This is a genomic window from Microbacterium sp. NPDC089695 (assembly GCF_044749085.1).
Classification (GTDB): domain Bacteria; phylum Actinomycetota; class Actinomycetes; order Actinomycetales; family Microbacteriaceae; genus Microbacterium.
Window position 1 is genome coordinate 665,982 of the sequence record NZ_JBIVHG010000001.1, and the last position, 14,391, is coordinate 680,372.

The window sequence follows — 14,391 nt, forward strand, 5'->3', positions numbered from 1 at the left end:
AGCGCGGTCGGAGATCGATGTGCCATCGAGGTCGCGCCAAGGCATGAATGCTGATGCGACCCCCTCCCCGAGCACGCTCTGGCTGGCTCGAGATCGCGGAGTGCGGGCCCGTATCGATTGGGGAAAACTCAGCGAGCGAAGAAGGCATGCCCCGCCCGAACGTCCAGGCATGAGGTCCTCGACTCGAAGCTCTGCGAGCCCTCACGCGCAGCCTGCGGCCATTGACAGGCGCGACTGCGGGTCGGGGTGAAGCCTCAAAGAGTCGCGTTGCAATTTTACCGAACGTCCGGTAATTTACGTTGAGTTCGATAACCACTTGGAATTGGAGTACTCCACATGAGCAAGAAGACTGCAGTCGTCGTCCTGTCCGACCCGTCCACCGGCACCGACGAGGCCCTGGGTCGCGTGTTCGACGCCCTCGCGACCGCCTGGGAGTTCAATCAGGGCGACAGCGAGGCACTGGTTCTGTTCCAGGGCACCGGGACCCGCTGGCCCGCCGTCCTCGCAGACCCCGCCAACCCGGCGCACGAGCTCTACCTCGCCGTGAAGGAGCAGGTCGCAACCGTCGCCTCCTCCGGCTGCACGACGGTGTTCGGCGCTGGCGAAGGCATCGAGTCGGAGGGCATCACGCAGATCGGCCAGAACATGGCCCCCGGCACCCCGGGAGTGGCGAGCATCCGCCAGCTCGTCGAAGACGGCTACCAGGTCATCACGTTCTGACGATGCCGCCGTCACCCGCGCAGCGCGACACGACCGCGCTGCGTGGGTGACCGAACGCCGCTTCGAGCAGGTCCGGCGAGATCGCGGCACAACCGTCATTCGGGCCAGCACTCAGCAAGGAAGTACATGTCAGTCTCAGATCTCTTCGAGCCGCTCACGCTCTCGCACGGGCGCCCGATGCGGAACCGCTTCATGATGGCGCCGCTCACCAACCAGCAGAGCGAGAGCGACGGCCGCGCGTCCGTCTACGACCAGGAATGGATCGGTCAGCTCGCTCGAGGCGGTTACGGTCTGGTCCAGACCTGCGCCGCCACCGTCGAACCCGGCGGCATCGCCTTCACGCGACAGCTGGGGATCCACGACGACGACCAGCTACCCGGCCTCACCCAGATGGCCGACGCCGTTCGCGACGGCGGCGGGCTCTCCGCCGTGCAGCTGCACCACGCGGGACACCGCGCACGCCCCGAGCTCGGCGGCATCCCCGCACCGGCATCGAGCACCTCAGTGCCGGGCGTGACGGCGCTGACCACGGAAGAGGTCGAGCGCATCCGCGACAGCTTCATCGCGGCCGCGGTGCGTGCCGAGCGCGCCGGCATCGACGGCGTCGCGGTGCACGGAGCCTTCGGATGGATCCTGTCGGAGTTCATGTCGCCGATGCTCAACGACCGCACCGACAAGTACGGAGGAAGCACCGAGAACCGGGCGCGCATGACGTTCGAGGTCATGGAGGGAATCCGGAATGCGACAGGCCCGGACTTCCAGATCGGCTGGCGACTCTCGGTCGAGCGGTACGGACTCGAGCTCGAGGAACTCCGCGAGATCACTGCCGAAGTCTTCAACCGGGAGCTCATCGATTACCTCGACCTCGCACTCTGGGACACGACTCAGGTCGTGAGGGAAGGGACGCACGCCGGGCAGACCATGCTCAGCGTCTTCACCAGCCTGGATCGGAAGCAGGCTCGGCTCGGCGCAGCCGGGAAGATCATGACCGCCCGACGCGCTGGAGAACTGCTCGACGAGGGGTGCGACTTCGTCGTCATCGGCCGCGCCGGCATCCTTCAGCGCGACTTCCCCGAGAAGGTGCGCGAGAACCCGCTCTACGAGAGCCCGACGCTACCCGTCACCGCACAGTACCTTCGCGACGGCGGACTCAGCGAACGCTTCATCAACTACCTGCAGGGATGGCAGACGCTCGTCTACTAGACACTCCCTGAGCACGCCCCCTGAGTCATCCCCGGCCGCTCAGGGGGCGTTCTCGCGTTTGCAGTCATCACGGCCAGTCGATTGTTTACCGAAGATTCGGTAATATGGAGTGATGGCCCGCCCTCCACTCATCGACGACGACCAGCTCCTCGACCTTCTCACCGACGTCTTCCGCGCGAAGGGCTATGAGGGCGCCGGCATCAATGATCTCGCCGAGGCCTCCGGGTTGAAGCGCGCGAGCCTCTATCACCGGTTCCCCGGGGGCAAGGAGGAGATCGCCGAAGCGACCCTGGTCAAGGTCGGTGAGCGGTTCTCCTGGATCCTTGAACCGATGCGGGAGGATCCCGTCGTGGAACGTGGGATCGTGACGACCGCGGAACGGCTGAGCGACTTCTATGGCGCGGGCACGCTGGCATGCGTGCTCGACACGATGACGACAGACGGCACGCCTCCGGCCGTCGTGGATCGTGCACGGCACTTGGCGAAGGCGTGGATCGACTCCATGGTCGATGCGGCCATTCGTGCGGGTCAGGAGCCGGTGAATGCTCAGCGTGCGGCGAACGAGGTGTTCCTGAGGATCGAAGGGGCGCTCGTTCTCGCTCGAGTTACCGGAGAGACGCTACCGTTCGTGAATGTCGTCTCGCTCATCCCCAGCCTCCTCGTCGGAGAAGGAGAAGAGGCGGCAGCGTAGAACTCGCCCCCTTCGGGGGACGTAATCGGCAGTCCACTCACTCCACGAGCCGGTCGACGCCGCGCCGCCGCGTTCGAATGCGGTCTTGCGCGAGCAGGATGCCGAGGATCACGACCAGGCCACCCACCGGTTCGTTCCAGCTGACGGATTCGTGGAGGATGAGGACGCCGAGAGCCACGCCGACCATCGGGGTGAGGTAGGTCACCGTGGATGCACGCGTCGGACCCCAGGCACGGACGGTCGTCTGATTCCAGATGTAGGCGACACCCGTGCCCAGGGCGCCGAGGGCGAGGATCGCGAGGATCGGCCCCGCGGCCAGCGAGATCGGCTCAACTGCGAGAAGCGGAGTGAGCAGGATCATGACGGCCGCGGCGAGGCCGATGTTCATGAAGGAGAACACGAGCGGGCTCACTCCGGAGTTCGACACGAACTTCCGCATGTACGCGAAGCTGAACCCGTAGCACGCGGTCGCCGCGAGCATCGCCATCTGCGCCGGAACGCTCTGCTGCAGATCGAGACCCTGCCAGGGCGCGACGATGACAATGACTCCGACGATCCCCAGCGCGACGCCGGCGAGCTGGCCGGCGCGCAGCTTCTCGACACGGAACACCGCGCCCGCCATCACCGCCGCCATGATGGGTGTGGTCGCGTTGTAGATGCTCCCCAGGCCCGACGAGACGTACTGCTGCGCCCAGGCGAACAAGAGGAACGGCGCGACGCAGAACGTCAACGCGATGACGAGGAGGTGTCCCCAGAGTCTGATCGCCCGCGGGAGCCGTTCGCGCCGCACCAACATCACCACACCGAGCGTGAGCGCCCCGAGCACCAGCCGCGCCCAGACCAGCTGGCCGGGGCTGACGGCCTCGAGTCCGACCTTCATGAACAGGAAGCTCGAGCCCCACACCACGCCGACGAGGACGAACTGCACCGTCACCCAGGACGACCCCGGTGCCACGCGCTCGCTCTCGGTCATCCGACGGCCGGCGTGAAGACGACGGAGGCGTTGTGTCCGCCGAAACCGAACGAGTTCGAGATGATCGGCCCCGGCTGCCACTCATAGGCGCCGGTGACGACATCGATGTCCATCTCGGGATCCACCGCGGTGCCACCCAGGGTCGGTGGGATCGTCCCGGTGGCGAACGTCAGTGCGACGGCGACGGCCTCGACAGCCCCGGCTGCGCCGAAGGAGTGACCGGTGACGCCCTTGATGCTCGTGACCGGCGGCCGATGCTCTCCGAACAGCGTCGCGATGGCACGCGCCTCTGCCAGGTCACCGGCGGGCGTCGATGTGCCGTGCGCGTTGACATGCGCGATGTCCGCCGGTTCCAGCTCCGCGTCGTCGATGGCCTCCCTCATGCAGCGCAGTGCCCCCGCCCCCTCTGGTGACGGAGCCGTGAGGTGGTGGGCGTCGGAGGTGGAGCCGGCGCCCGCGACGACCATGTAGACACGTGCACCGCGCGCGCGGGCCTGCTCGAGAGGCTCGAGGACGAGGATGCCTGCGGTCTCGGACGCGGACAGACCGTCGCGGGCACTGTCGAACGGGCGGGAGATCCCCGAACTGCTGAGTGCGCGCATGTTCCGGAACCCTGCGATGCACGTCGGGGTCAGGCTGTGGTCCGCGCCACCTGTGAGGACGACGTCGGCTCGCCCTTCTGCGATGAGGCGCGCGCCGAGGGCGATGGCGTCCGTGGCGGATGCGCAGGCGGTGGTGATGGTCTGCGAGGTGCCCTGGATGCCGTACCGCAGGCTGAGCGCGGCAGCGGGTGCGTTGGGCATGGTCATCGGGACGGTGAACGGAGACACCAGACGTTCACCCCGTTCCGCGCGAACCCCCATCTGCGTCTCGAGGGTGTCCACGCCACCGATACCCGTCCCGAGCGCGATGGACATGCGGGCACGGTCGACGTCCGGCCGCAACTCCCGGCCATCCTCATCGGAGGCCGGCGAGTCAGGGTGAGCGAGGAGGCCCGCATCGGCGAGCGCCTGATGACCGGCGGCGACAGCCAGGTGTGCGACGCGGTCGAGCCGGCGCGCGGTCTTGTAGTCCATCCACTCGGACGAATCGAACTCGTCTACCGTGCGAACCGCGCGGGGCGGCGCCTCGTGGAACAGGCTCGTCCAGAACGCCTCCACCCCGACACCGCCAGGGGCGACCACTCCGATGCCGGTGACCGCGACGGCGCGCAGCTCCCTCTTCTTCACTTCGACTCCTCGTGTTCGCGGGTCTTGCGGTAGTGGCGAGCGGACTTGGTCCGGGCGCCACAGGTGTCCATGGAGTGCCACCGCCGGCTGCCGTTGCGCGACGTGTCGAGGAAGTAGAGCACGCACTCGGGGTGAGCGCACTGACGGATGCGATCCGGTCGGGTCTGCAGCAGCTCCGCGAACTGCCGTGCCGCTTGCCACGCTGCAGACCAGCCGGGCTCTGTCTCGGGCCTCGTGACAGGCGCTCCGTCGACGAGAAGTGTCACCTCATGGCCTCGGGCGAGTACGACATTGAGGGCCGAGTAGGCATCAGCGCCGGGAGCCTCGAGGCATGCCCTGATCGCAGCGCGAGCCTGGCGGAGCGCGTCGACATCCTCGGATCCCGCGTCGAAGCCGTACTCCGCGAACCAGAGCGACGCCGCATCCGGATCGTCGAGGAAGTCGACCTTCTTTCCCTGCTCGACCCATTCGGTGTTCACGAGGTCGAGCGAGAGCGTCTCGCCCACCAGTAGTCGTTCACGCATAACCGCAATCATACCAGCAAAGTTAACTTGACTGGTAAGAGATAGACGACGTATGGTCTTACCGTTCATCCTCGTTTAGACAGTTACAAGGATGCACATCGGTTCATACGCCCATAAGGAGAACAGTCGTGACCATCCCCATCCCCGCCGTCGAGTACAAGTCCGAGGAATTCGACGGCATCGAGATCTTCTACCGCGAAGCCGGCCCCGCCGACGGCCCCGTCGTCCTGCTGCTGCACGGCTTCCCGACGTCCTCGCACATGTTCCGCGACCTCATCCCGTACCTCGCCGACCGGTTCCGTGTCATCGCGCCCGACCTTCCCGGCTACGGCCAGAGCTCGGCACCCGCGCACACGGACTTCGACTACACGTTCGACAACGCGGCGCTGTACGTGCAGAAGCTGCTCACGCGCCTCGGCATCACGCGCTACGCGGTCAACGTGTTCGACTACGGCGCCCCCACGGCATGGCGCCTCGCCCTCGCCGACCCCGAAGCGGTCACCGCGCTCATCGTGCAGAACGGCAACGCCTACGACGAGGGCCTCGACAACGACTTCTGGGCGCCGATCAAGCGCTACTGGGCTCATCCGAGCGCGGAGAACCGCGACGCCCTCCGCGGTCTCCTTACCCTCGAGTCGACGAAGTTCCAGTACACCGACGGCATGGCGCACCTCTCGCGCATCTCGCCCGACAACTGGGTCGCCGACCAGGCGCTCATGGATCGGCCCGGCAACGACGAGATCCAGCTCGACTACTTCCTCGACTACGGCACGAACCCCGGCCTGTACCCGGCCGTGCAGGAGTGGCTGCGCACCCAGCAGCCGCCCACCCTCGTCGTGTGGGGCTCGAACGACGTGATCTTCCCCGAGGCCGGCGCTCACCCCTACAAGCGCGACCTCACCGACATCGAGTTCCACGTCTACGACAGCGGACACTTCCTCCTCGAGGACCGCCCCGACGAGGTCTTCCCCGTCATCCACGACTTCCTGCAGCGCACACTCGGCTGAGGACTCACAGCGGCGGTCGGCGTGAGTCCGCCGGCCGCCGCTTGCCTTCACACTGATGTCAATGTGGGACCATCCTCGGATCCCTATGCAGCCGATACGGCGAGAGGAAGCAGAAGATGGTGCGCATCGACTGGGGCCGCGAGACCCTCAACTACACCGACGAGGGAACAGGCACCCCGATCCTGTTCCTCCACGGACTGGGCGGCAACGCCAATAACTGGCTGAACCAGCGTCGAGCTCTCGCGGACCACCACCGTGTCATCACACTGGATCTGCCAGGTCACGGTCGCTCGACCGGCGCGCGCGTGCCTTTCGAGCGCTATGCGGAGGCCGCTGCCCGAGTCCTCGACCGCATCAATGCTTCGAATGTCTCCATCGTGGGGCTGGCCATGGGCGCGCGGGTGGGAATCGCTCTGGCACATCGCGCTGCGCGGCGAATCTCCCACCTCACTCTCGTCAACGCCTACCTCACGCTCCCACCTGACGAGCACGAGAAGCGTGTCGCCCTTTATGACCTGCTGCTGCAGCGAGATGGCGCACGCCGGTGGGCGGACACGCTCCTGGAGGGAATGGGCGTCGCGGACATTCCGGGCATCGCGAGAGGCTTCGTCGGCTCGCTCGACCAGATCCAGCCGCTGCACATCAATCGGATCTTCCACGAGGTCGACGAGATCGAGCAGAACAACGACCTCCGGGACCTGGATATCCCGATACAGGTCATGATCGGCGAGCGGGACAAGCTCATCCCCGCCAGCTCAACGGAGGAGCTGCTGACGATGATCCGCTGTCCGGTGATCCATCGATTCCCCGACAGCGGACACCTTCCCTACCTCGAGGAACCAGCCAGCTTCAACTCCGCGCTGGATGCCTTCATCCACTCCTGATCAATGTCGCCACCCGCATCGCCACCGGCGACAGCCCCCAGGTATTCGTCCAGCGCACGAAGGTTCTCGCACAGCAGGGCCACACGATCTCGCAGCTTGTCCCGCTCCTGGGCGATGCGGGACACGAACCCGGGGTCGTCGTACTTCGAGCACGCCGCCTCCGCCAGACACGGAAGGACCTCACGGATGATCTCGGTGGTCAACCCCGCGCCGAGGAGACCTCGAATCTGCTGAACCCGAGCAACGTGCGCCTCATCGTAAGCGCGATACCCGTTCTCCTCGCGCTTCGGAGACAGCAGACCCTGCTCCTCGTAATACCGAAGAAGACGCGTCGAGATACCGACCCGCTCGGACAGCTCCTTGATCCTCATCGTCACCCCTTCGCTCTTGACATCACATGGATGTCAAGGTTTGACACTAGTTTAGCGCCGCGTGAACGACGTGGGGCGGAAAGAAGAAGGCTCATATGACCCGCCCGTCGCCGCGCACGAGGTCAGGTATCGCGATTCAGGCACCTGGCACACCCGCCGACCTGCATCTGCATTCCAACCACTCCGACGGCACGGAGCGGCCGGCCGAGGTCATGCGGCGCGCTCACGACGTCGGGCTCCGTACGGTATCGCTCACGGACCACGACCAGATCTCCGGGTGGGAGGAGGCGGCCATCGCCGCGAACTCCCTCGGTATGACCTTCCTCCCTGGAATGGAACTGTCGGTCCGAGGAGCCAAGGACACCCTGCACCTGCTCGCGTACTTGTTCGATCCCGATGACGCACCTCTGATGGATGAGGTTCGTCGGATCAGAGAAGACAGGTTGACGCGCGCTCGACGCATCGTCTCCCGGCTCACGCCGACCTACGGCATCACATGGGACGACGTCACTGCAGGCACCGCGGACGGAGTGACCATCGGCCGCCCCCACATCGCCGATGCCCTGGTTTCCGCAGGCGTCGTGTCCTCCCGCGCTCAAGCGTTCGACGACATCCTCGATGTCCGCCACGACTACTACGAGCCGCTCTACTCGCCTTCCGTGATCACCGCGGTCCGTCTCGTCGTGGCTGCAGGCGGCGTCCCGATCCTCGCGCATCCCATCACCGGGCCGGTCGACAGAGTGCTCTCTACAGAGCGCGTCGCGGAGCTCGTGGAAGCAGGCCTTGCCGGGTTCGAGGTCGGGCACCGCGACAATACTTCCGAAGGACGGCAGATCCTCTCCGCCTACGCCCGCGCCCACGACCTCATCGTCACGGGATCGAGCGACTATCACGGAGACGGCAAGCCGAACCGACTCGCCGAGAACACCACAGACGCGGCGATGGTCGAACGCATCATCGCCCAGGGGAACGGGGCCACACCCCGTTACCCGGCAGCGGGACCACGAGGCGGCGCCGCATGAGCTCGTAGAAGGCATTCCCTCCAACATCGGCTGGCGCCTCACCCTCACCGGCGATCTACCGCTCACGCCACGCACGCGACCCCCATCCCCGCAGCACTCGATCATCACCCGCTCGCCGGAGCGGGCTTTAGAAGGAACAATCATGCGCCATTCCCCCCAAGCGAGCTGGCACGACGGCGAAGAGCACATTCACCGCATACTCGGGGTCCCGCTCGGGCCCAATCCGACCATCCACGGCCTTCCACCCGCCTACGGGATGTGGATGGCGGAAAGCCCACTGCTGGCTTTGGGGACCACCGACGAGGACGGTCGAGTGTGGACGACAGTCATTGGTGGCGCGGCGGGAGTGACTTCTCCCATCGCTCCAGGCGTGCTCGCCTTCGACACGCGAGCGCAGCTGGCATCACGCACGCGTGATCTGTCCTCCTTCAACGGCTTCGACCCAGTCATCAGCGCACTCTTCTCCGCCGACTCGGCACACGACATCGCATCGGATCCAGAAGCGCCGCGACAGGTAGAGCACTCCGGCAAGGGCAAGTTGCTTGCAGGGCTGGCTCTGAACCTCGAGGAGCGCACCCGCGTGAAACTCGCCGGACGGATGCTGAAAGGGATCGTCAACGATCTGCCTGCAACGGACGGAGCAGAATCCTCGCTCGTTCGCGTGAAGATGGCCGTCGCCATCGACGAGACCCTCGGCAACTGCCCGAAGTACCTCAACAGGAAAGCGGTCTGGCCGCACGACCCCTCGCCGAGGCTCGAGAGCGACACTCTGCCTCTCCCCGAGGACGCTGTGGCCCTCATCTCGAGAGCGGACATCATCTTCATTTCCAGTCGACACGGCAGCGACAGCATGGACACCAACAATCGCGGCGGCACCCCCGGATTCGTCCGAGTTGCCACCAACTCCGCAGAAGAGGGCGTCACCCTCGTCTACCCGGAGTACTCAGGAAATCGCCTGTATCAGAGTCTCGGCAACCTCGCCTCCGACGCAGCCATCGGAGTCGCGATCCCCGATTTCGAGACCGGCGACATCCTCCATCTCAGCGGGGTGGCTCAGATCCTCGTCGGGTCTGATGCGGAGCAGGAGCTACCGCACTCCCGACTCGCAGTCCGCATCACCGTCCACGACGCTCGGTTCGTGCGCGAAGGCCTACCGTTCCGAGGACAACTCCTGGATCCCTCGCCCTACAATCCCCCCGTCCGCGCACTCGCGCGGGAGATCGAGGCGAGCGGCGGGAGCGTGCTGCAGCCGACGAGAACGACCGGTCGGCTCGGTGCCGCAACCCTCATCGACCGCTCACCGATAACCTCGACCATCGCCAGGTACACATTCCGATTCGCCTCGGATGACGTCAATGCCGGCGAACGAGCGCCGTGGACGGTGGGACAGCATGTGACCCTCGACTTCTCCCGCGTCCTCGCCCAGGGTTGGTCCCACATGCGCGACCACGATCCGAGCTCCCTCAACGACGACTACATCCGCTCCTTCACGGTCATCACCGCGCCCCAGCGAGATACGTCGTGGGGGCACACGACGTTCGAGCTCATCGCTCGCACGCACGGCCCCGTCACCCGGCTGCTGTCGCTGGGGGCTGGAGGGGAACCGCCCGTTCGCGCCGACGTGCTCGCGTTCGACGGTCACCCCCTCCTCCTCGGCGATGACCATGAGTATGGTCGCCCCTTCCCCGACCTCACCATCGTCGCCGGCGGTGTCGGCATCACGCCCGTTCTTGCTGCAGCCGACGCCCTCGCAGTGGCGAGCCGCGACGGCACGGTGAGAATCCTCTGGAGTCTGCGCGGGGAAGACATCGCACTCGCCTTCCATCTCCTCGACCATGCCCCGGAGCTAGGCCCACTCACCACACTCCACGTCACCGGCGGCAGGCTCGACAGCGACGAGGATGCCGCCCTCGCGCGCGCTGGACTGCGCGTCGTTCGCAGACGCATTCAGGAGCAGGATCTGCGAGCCTCGCGCGATCACCGGTTCATCATCTCCGCGGGACGCACACTGGCCTCGGCCATCCAGTCATGGACCTCCGAACGGCAGGTCACACTTCACAGTTTCGATTACTAGCACTTGACATTCTCATCGATGTGAATCTTTGGCATGAGAGCGTGAGCACCAGTTCCCTCGATTCGCCGCTTCCCACCCGCACGAGTGCGGCCGACCACCCCGGCATGCGCGCAGCCTTCCGGCCCGGCCGCATGACACTCGGGGTGACCACACCGCTCGAGGGCTTCCCGGGATCGATGCCCACACTCGAACGACACGCGGAGCTCGTGGAACAAGCGGAGGCTGTGGGCTTCTCAACCGTGTGGGTCCGCGACGTGCCTCTCGTCGATCCCCGGTATGGGGACGCGGGGTGACCGGAGCGCGCTGAGCGATTCGACATCGCGTCGACTTGCCTTCACATCAATGTGAAGGTGTGACGCTGTAACCGTCCACCCCACATTTCGACTGCTGGAGCATCATGACCGTCTCAGACCTCTTCGAACCTCTGCCTTTGTTGCACGGCCGCCCCATGCGCAACCGCATCATGCTCGCCCCGCTCGTCACGCAGCAGAGCGAGCACGACGGATCCGCATCGCCGTTCGACAAGGACTGGTATCGCCAGGTCGCCGATGCCGGCTACGCCCTCGTTCAGACAGGCGCCACCACCGTCGAAGCGAGCGGCATCGCCTACGGTCGCCAACTCGGCATCCACAGCGACGCACATCTGCCCGGACTCACGGAGATCGCAAAGTCCATTCGAGAGGGCGGCGCACTCTCCGCTGTGCAGCTGCACCACGCCGGGCATCGAGCCAACCCGCTTCTCGGAGGCATTCCCGCCCCGGCGTCGCGTCACACCATCCCGGGGATTGCCGCGCTCAGCATCGACGAGATCGAACGGATCCGGGATAGCTTCATCACCGCCGCCCAGCGCGCCGAGCAGGCAGGCTTCGAGGGCATCTCCATCCATGGCGCCTTCGGATGGATTCTGTCGGAGTTCATGTCGCCGATGCTGAACGACCGCACCGACCAGTACGGGGGCAGCATCGAGAATCGTGCCCGCTTCACCATCGAGGTCATCGAAGGCATCCGCGCGCACACGAACCCCGACTTCCAGATCGGATGGAGGCTCTCCATCGAGCGCTACGGGCTGCGCCTGGAGGAGCTCCGCGAGATCACCGGGGAGATCCTCGACCGGGAGATCATCGACTACCTCGACCTCGCACTCTGGGACTCGAACCAGATCGTCCAGGAGGGCTCCTACCAGGGCAAGTCCATGCTCAGCGTGTTCACCTCCCTGCCTCGGAAGCGAGTCCGGGTGGGGGCCGCAGGCAAGATCAAGAGCGCGCAGCGTGCCGCGGAAGTCATGGAAGAAGGTGCCGACTACGTCCTGATCGGACGCGCTGGCATCCTCGAACGGGACTTCCCCCGGCTGCTGCAAGCCGACCACCATCACGTCAGCCCGCCCATCCCTGTCACGGCGAAGTACCTGCGCGACACAGGACTGAGCGAACGGTTCATCAATCATCTGCGGGGCTGGCCATACTTCGTCCGGCCCGAGCACTGAGCGAGGCCGTAGCACCATGACGCGAGTCGGATACGCGCCGTGATCCGATGACTTCCTCCAGCGGAATGTCTGGAATCGGAGTGCGCGCGACCGGCTTCACCCACTCCCCAGAGTGCATCGCCGAGCACCGCAGCACCCGTCAGACGACGAACCCCGCGGGGAACGGATCGGTCGGGTCGAGCATGTGCTGGGCCGTGCCCGTCACCCACGCGCGACCGGTGATCTCCGGGACGACCGCCTCTCGACCGGCGACCGCGACGGTCTCGACGAGTCGGCCCGTGAACGTCGTGCCGATGAACGACTCGTTGACGTGCGCGGCTCCGAGGGCGAGCTCGCCCCGTGCGTGCAGCTGTGCCATCCGGGCGCTGGTCCCGGTGCCGCCGGGCGAGCGGTCGATCCACCCGGGGTGGTTGATGAGGATGTGACGTGAGCGCGCGGCATCCGACTCGGGGGCGAGGAACACGACGTGCTCGCATCCCGCGTAGCCCGTCTCGGGATGCACGGGCCTCTCCTGCTCGTCGATCGCTGCCATGATCGCGACGCCGGCCGCGCGGAACGCCTCCCCCGCGTCGCGCTCGAACGGGATGCCGACGGCATCCGCGTCGACGATCGCGTAGAAGTTGCCGCCGAAGGCCATGTCGTACGAGACCTCGCCGAGGCCGGGCACCTCGACGACCTGGTCGGCTGCCTGGAGGAACGACGGCACGTTGACGATCGTGACCGCGGTCGCCGCACCGTCGTCGACCGCGACCCGGGCGGTGATGAGGCCGATCGGGGTGTCGAGCCGCACCTCCGTCACGGGCTCGACGACGGGCACCATGCCGGTCTCGACGAGCACGGTCGCCACCGCGATGGTGCCGGCCCCGCACATCGGAAGCACTCCGGTCACCTCGATGAACAGCACGCCCCAGTCGGCGTCGGCTCGTGTCGACGGCTGCAGGATCGCTCCCGAGAGCGTGCCGTGGCCGCGCGGCTCGGTCATCAGCAGCGTGCGCAGGTCGTCGGAGTGCGCGATGAACCACTGGCGCCTCTCCTCCATGGTCGCGCCGGGCATCGGCGCGACCCCGCCGGTCACGACCCGCACGGCGAGCCCCTCGGTGTGCGCTTCGACCGTGTGCAGCACGCGGGTGCTCCTCATGCTCCGACCACCTCCTCGCCGGTGGATCCTTCGCTCGCGATGCGCTGCAGGCGGGCGAGCACGTCCGCGGCGACCGTGACGTGCAGGGGCACCGCGCGGCGCCGACCGACGTCGATGCCGTGCTCGACGGAGAGACGCTGCAGATGGGTCTCGGCACGACCGGCGTAGTCGTCGTCGAACGCCGACGGGTCGACCACGAGCACGAAGAGCCCGAGACGCGGCGACGCACTGCCCGCATCGAAGGGCGCCGCATCCTGGGAGAACGACCCTCCCGCGAGCACCGCGAGCAGCTCCACCATCATCGCGATGTTCGCCCCCTTGGCGCCGCCGAACGGCAGCATCGCACCGCGCAGCGCCGCAGCGGCGTCGGTCGTGGGCTCGCCGTCGGCGTCGAGTGCCCACCCCTCGGGGATCGCCTCGCCGCTCGCGGCGGCATCCCGCACCGCGACCCACGCCGTCTGACTGGAGGCCTGATCGAAGCTCCGCACACCGCCGGATCCGGCTGTCGGATCGGGGATCGCGAACGCGAGCGGATTCGTGCCCGTCACCGGACCGCGGGACCCGAAGACGCTCATGAGCGCTGCGGAGTTCCCTGCGGCGAGCGCGATCAGGCCGCGCTCGGCGAGACGACGCACGTAGAAGCCCAGCGCTCCCCCGCTGTAGGCGCTGTGCACCGACAGCACGGCCACACCGTTGCGCCGAGCCGCCTCCGTGACGTCGTCGACAGCCGAGAGGAACGCCGCCTGCGCGGGACCCTCGTCGGCATCGGCGACGATCGCGGACCCGCGCCGCGCCTTCACCGCCGGATGCGGGTCGGGGTTCATGCGCCCGGCGCGAAGCGCCGCGATGTCGTCGAGCACGTGCGCGGCCCCGACCTCGCCGTGTCCGCGCCCCTCGGACTCGACCGCCGTGGCGGTCAGGGCCTCCGCGACGAGGGGCGAAGCGCCCGCCGAACGCAAGGCCGTGCGGCACAGGTCGCGGAGATCAGAGAGGGACACCGAGCGTGCAGTTGCAGAAGCCATACCCTTCCACGGTAACGCGGACAGGGGCGGGCCTCGCCGCTTTCGCGAGG

The 14,391-nt window shown here is 66.8% G+C and carries 15 protein-coding genes; 9 read left to right on the forward strand and 6 right to left on the reverse strand.

Annotated elements, in window-relative coordinates:
* Positions 1-336 precede the first annotated feature (336 nt).
* The 3 genes from ACIPYT_RS03315 to ACIPYT_RS03325 all read left to right on the forward strand — a co-directional run bounded on the left by ACIPYT_RS03315 (position 337) and on the right by ACIPYT_RS03325 (position 2,614).
* Complete coding sequence (locus ACIPYT_RS03315; protein WP_401070624.1) at positions 337-720, forward strand: hypothetical protein; 384 nt, start codon at positions 337-339, stop codon at positions 718-720.
* Positions 721-846: 126 nt separating this feature from the next.
* A complete protein-coding gene (locus tag ACIPYT_RS03320; protein WP_401070626.1) occupies positions 847-1,923 on the forward strand; it encodes an NADH:flavin oxidoreductase in 1,077 nt (358 codons plus the stop codon).
* 112 nt (positions 1,924-2,035) lie between these two features.
* Entirely contained in the window at positions 2,036-2,614 is a 579-nt protein-coding gene (locus ACIPYT_RS03325; protein ID WP_401070628.1) for a TetR/AcrR family transcriptional regulator, read from the forward strand.
* Positions 2,615-2,651: 37 nt separating this feature from the next.
* Here the strand turns inward: ACIPYT_RS03325 and ACIPYT_RS03330 are convergent, their stop codons facing one another.
* From ACIPYT_RS03330 to ACIPYT_RS03340, 3 genes are read right to left on the reverse strand one after another with little or no spacing between them, the layout of a single operon-like run.
* Positions 2,652-3,587 (reverse strand): DMT family transporter, encoded by a 936-nt coding sequence (locus ACIPYT_RS03330; RefSeq protein WP_401070630.1) that lies wholly within the window; start codon positions 3,585-3,587, stop codon positions 2,652-2,654.
* On the reverse strand, positions 3,584-4,816 hold the full coding sequence (locus ACIPYT_RS03335) for a beta-ketoacyl-[acyl-carrier-protein] synthase family protein (RefSeq protein WP_401070632.1): 1,233 nt from the start codon (positions 4,814-4,816) through the stop codon (positions 3,584-3,586). Before ACIPYT_RS03335 ends, ACIPYT_RS03330 begins: the two co-directional genes overlap by 4 nt.
* Entirely contained in the window at positions 4,813-5,340 is a 528-nt protein-coding gene (locus tag ACIPYT_RS03340; RefSeq protein ID WP_401070634.1) for a CGNR zinc finger domain-containing protein, read from the reverse strand. The genes ACIPYT_RS03335 and ACIPYT_RS03340 overlap by 4 nt, the downstream gene beginning before the upstream one ends.
* Positions 5,341-5,468: 128 nt before the next feature.
* Here ACIPYT_RS03340 and ACIPYT_RS03345 point away from each other — a divergent pair, with 128 nt between their 5' ends.
* A complete protein-coding gene (locus ACIPYT_RS03345; RefSeq protein WP_401070636.1) occupies positions 5,469-6,347 on the forward strand; it encodes an alpha/beta fold hydrolase in 879 nt (292 codons plus the stop codon).
* Positions 6,348-6,463: 116 nt separating this feature from the next.
* Positions 6,464-7,231 (forward strand): alpha/beta fold hydrolase, encoded by a 768-nt coding sequence (locus tag ACIPYT_RS03350; protein ID WP_401070638.1) that lies wholly within the window; start codon positions 6,464-6,466, stop codon positions 7,229-7,231.
* Here ACIPYT_RS03350 and ACIPYT_RS03355 read toward each other — a convergent pair.
* Positions 7,174-7,602 carry a MerR family transcriptional regulator gene (locus tag ACIPYT_RS03355; protein WP_401070640.1) on the reverse strand — a complete coding sequence of 143 codons (429 nt, stop codon included), beginning with the start codon at positions 7,600-7,602 and terminating at the stop codon, positions 7,174-7,176. The genes ACIPYT_RS03350 and ACIPYT_RS03355 overlap by 58 nt on opposite strands.
* A 95-nt stretch (positions 7,603-7,697) precedes the next feature.
* Between ACIPYT_RS03355 and ACIPYT_RS03360 the strand changes: the two genes are divergently transcribed.
* The 4 genes from ACIPYT_RS03360 (at position 7,698) to ACIPYT_RS03375 (ending at position 12,181) form a co-directional block, all read left to right on the forward strand.
* The gene (locus ACIPYT_RS03360; protein ID WP_401070641.1) at positions 7,698-8,624 is read left to right on the forward strand and encodes a PHP domain-containing protein; all 927 of its coding nucleotides are present in this window, start codon (positions 7,698-7,700) and stop codon (positions 8,622-8,624) included.
* Between the two features lie 142 nt (positions 8,625-8,766).
* The gene (locus ACIPYT_RS03365) at positions 8,767-10,698 is read left to right on the forward strand and encodes a pyridoxamine 5'-phosphate oxidase family protein (RefSeq protein WP_401070643.1); all 1,932 of its coding nucleotides are present in this window, start codon (positions 8,767-8,769) and stop codon (positions 10,696-10,698) included.
* A 41-nt stretch (positions 10,699-10,739) separates the two neighbouring features.
* Positions 10,740-10,991: a hypothetical protein gene (locus ACIPYT_RS03370; RefSeq protein WP_401070645.1), complete on the forward strand. Its 252-nt coding sequence runs from the start codon at positions 10,740-10,742 to the stop codon at positions 10,989-10,991.
* 104 nt (positions 10,992-11,095) lie between these two features.
* Complete coding sequence (locus tag ACIPYT_RS03375; protein WP_401070647.1) at positions 11,096-12,181, forward strand: NADH:flavin oxidoreductase; 1,086 nt, start codon at positions 11,096-11,098, stop codon at positions 12,179-12,181.
* A 139-nt stretch (positions 12,182-12,320) separates the two neighbouring features.
* Here ACIPYT_RS03375 and ACIPYT_RS03380 read toward each other — a convergent pair whose 3' ends face one another.
* Positions 12,321-13,319: a proline racemase family protein gene (locus ACIPYT_RS03380; protein WP_401070648.1), complete on the reverse strand. Its 999-nt coding sequence runs from the start codon at positions 13,317-13,319 to the stop codon at positions 12,321-12,323.
* A complete protein-coding gene (locus ACIPYT_RS03385) occupies positions 13,316-14,341 on the reverse strand; it encodes an Ldh family oxidoreductase (RefSeq protein WP_401070649.1) in 1,026 nt (341 codons plus the stop codon). Before ACIPYT_RS03385 ends, ACIPYT_RS03380 begins: the two co-directional genes overlap by 4 nt.
* Positions 14,342-14,391 lie beyond the last annotated feature (50 nt).

Bases quoted from the DNA above. Each gene is read 5' to 3' on its own strand.
- ACIPYT_RS03355 (WP_401070640.1), bottom strand. From the start codon at position 7,602: ATGAGGATCAAGGAGCTGTCCGAGCGGGTCGGTATCTCGACGCGTCTT.
- ACIPYT_RS03350 (WP_401070638.1), top strand. From the start codon at position 6,464: ATGGTGCGCATCGACTGGGGCCGCGAGACCCTCAACTACACCGACGAG.
- ACIPYT_RS03375 (WP_401070647.1), top strand. From the start codon at position 11,096: ATGACCGTCTCAGACCTCTTCGAACCTCTGCCTTTGTTGCACGGCCGC.
- ACIPYT_RS03330 (WP_401070630.1), bottom strand. From the start codon at position 3,587: ATGACCGAGAGCGAGCGCGTGGCACCGGGGTCGTCCTGGGTGACGGTG.
- ACIPYT_RS03315 (WP_401070624.1), top strand. From the start codon at position 337: ATGAGCAAGAAGACTGCAGTCGTCGTCCTGTCCGACCCGTCCACCGGC.
- ACIPYT_RS03320 (WP_401070626.1), top strand. From the start codon at position 847: ATGTCAGTCTCAGATCTCTTCGAGCCGCTCACGCTCTCGCACGGGCGC.
- ACIPYT_RS03325 (WP_401070628.1), top strand. From the start codon at position 2,036: ATGGCCCGCCCTCCACTCATCGACGACGACCAGCTCCTCGACCTTCTC.
- ACIPYT_RS03365 (WP_401070643.1), top strand. From the start codon at position 8,767: ATGCGCCATTCCCCCCAAGCGAGCTGGCACGACGGCGAAGAGCACATT.
- ACIPYT_RS03340 (WP_401070634.1), bottom strand. From the start codon at position 5,340: ATGCGTGAACGACTACTGGTGGGCGAGACGCTCTCGCTCGACCTCGTG.
- ACIPYT_RS03360 (WP_401070641.1), top strand. From the start codon at position 7,698: ATGACCCGCCCGTCGCCGCGCACGAGGTCAGGTATCGCGATTCAGGCA.
- ACIPYT_RS03380 (WP_401070648.1), bottom strand. From the start codon at position 13,319: ATGAGGAGCACCCGCGTGCTGCACACGGTCGAAGCGCACACCGAGGGG.
- ACIPYT_RS03385 (WP_401070649.1), bottom strand. From the start codon at position 14,341: ATGGCTTCTGCAACTGCACGCTCGGTGTCCCTCTCTGATCTCCGCGAC.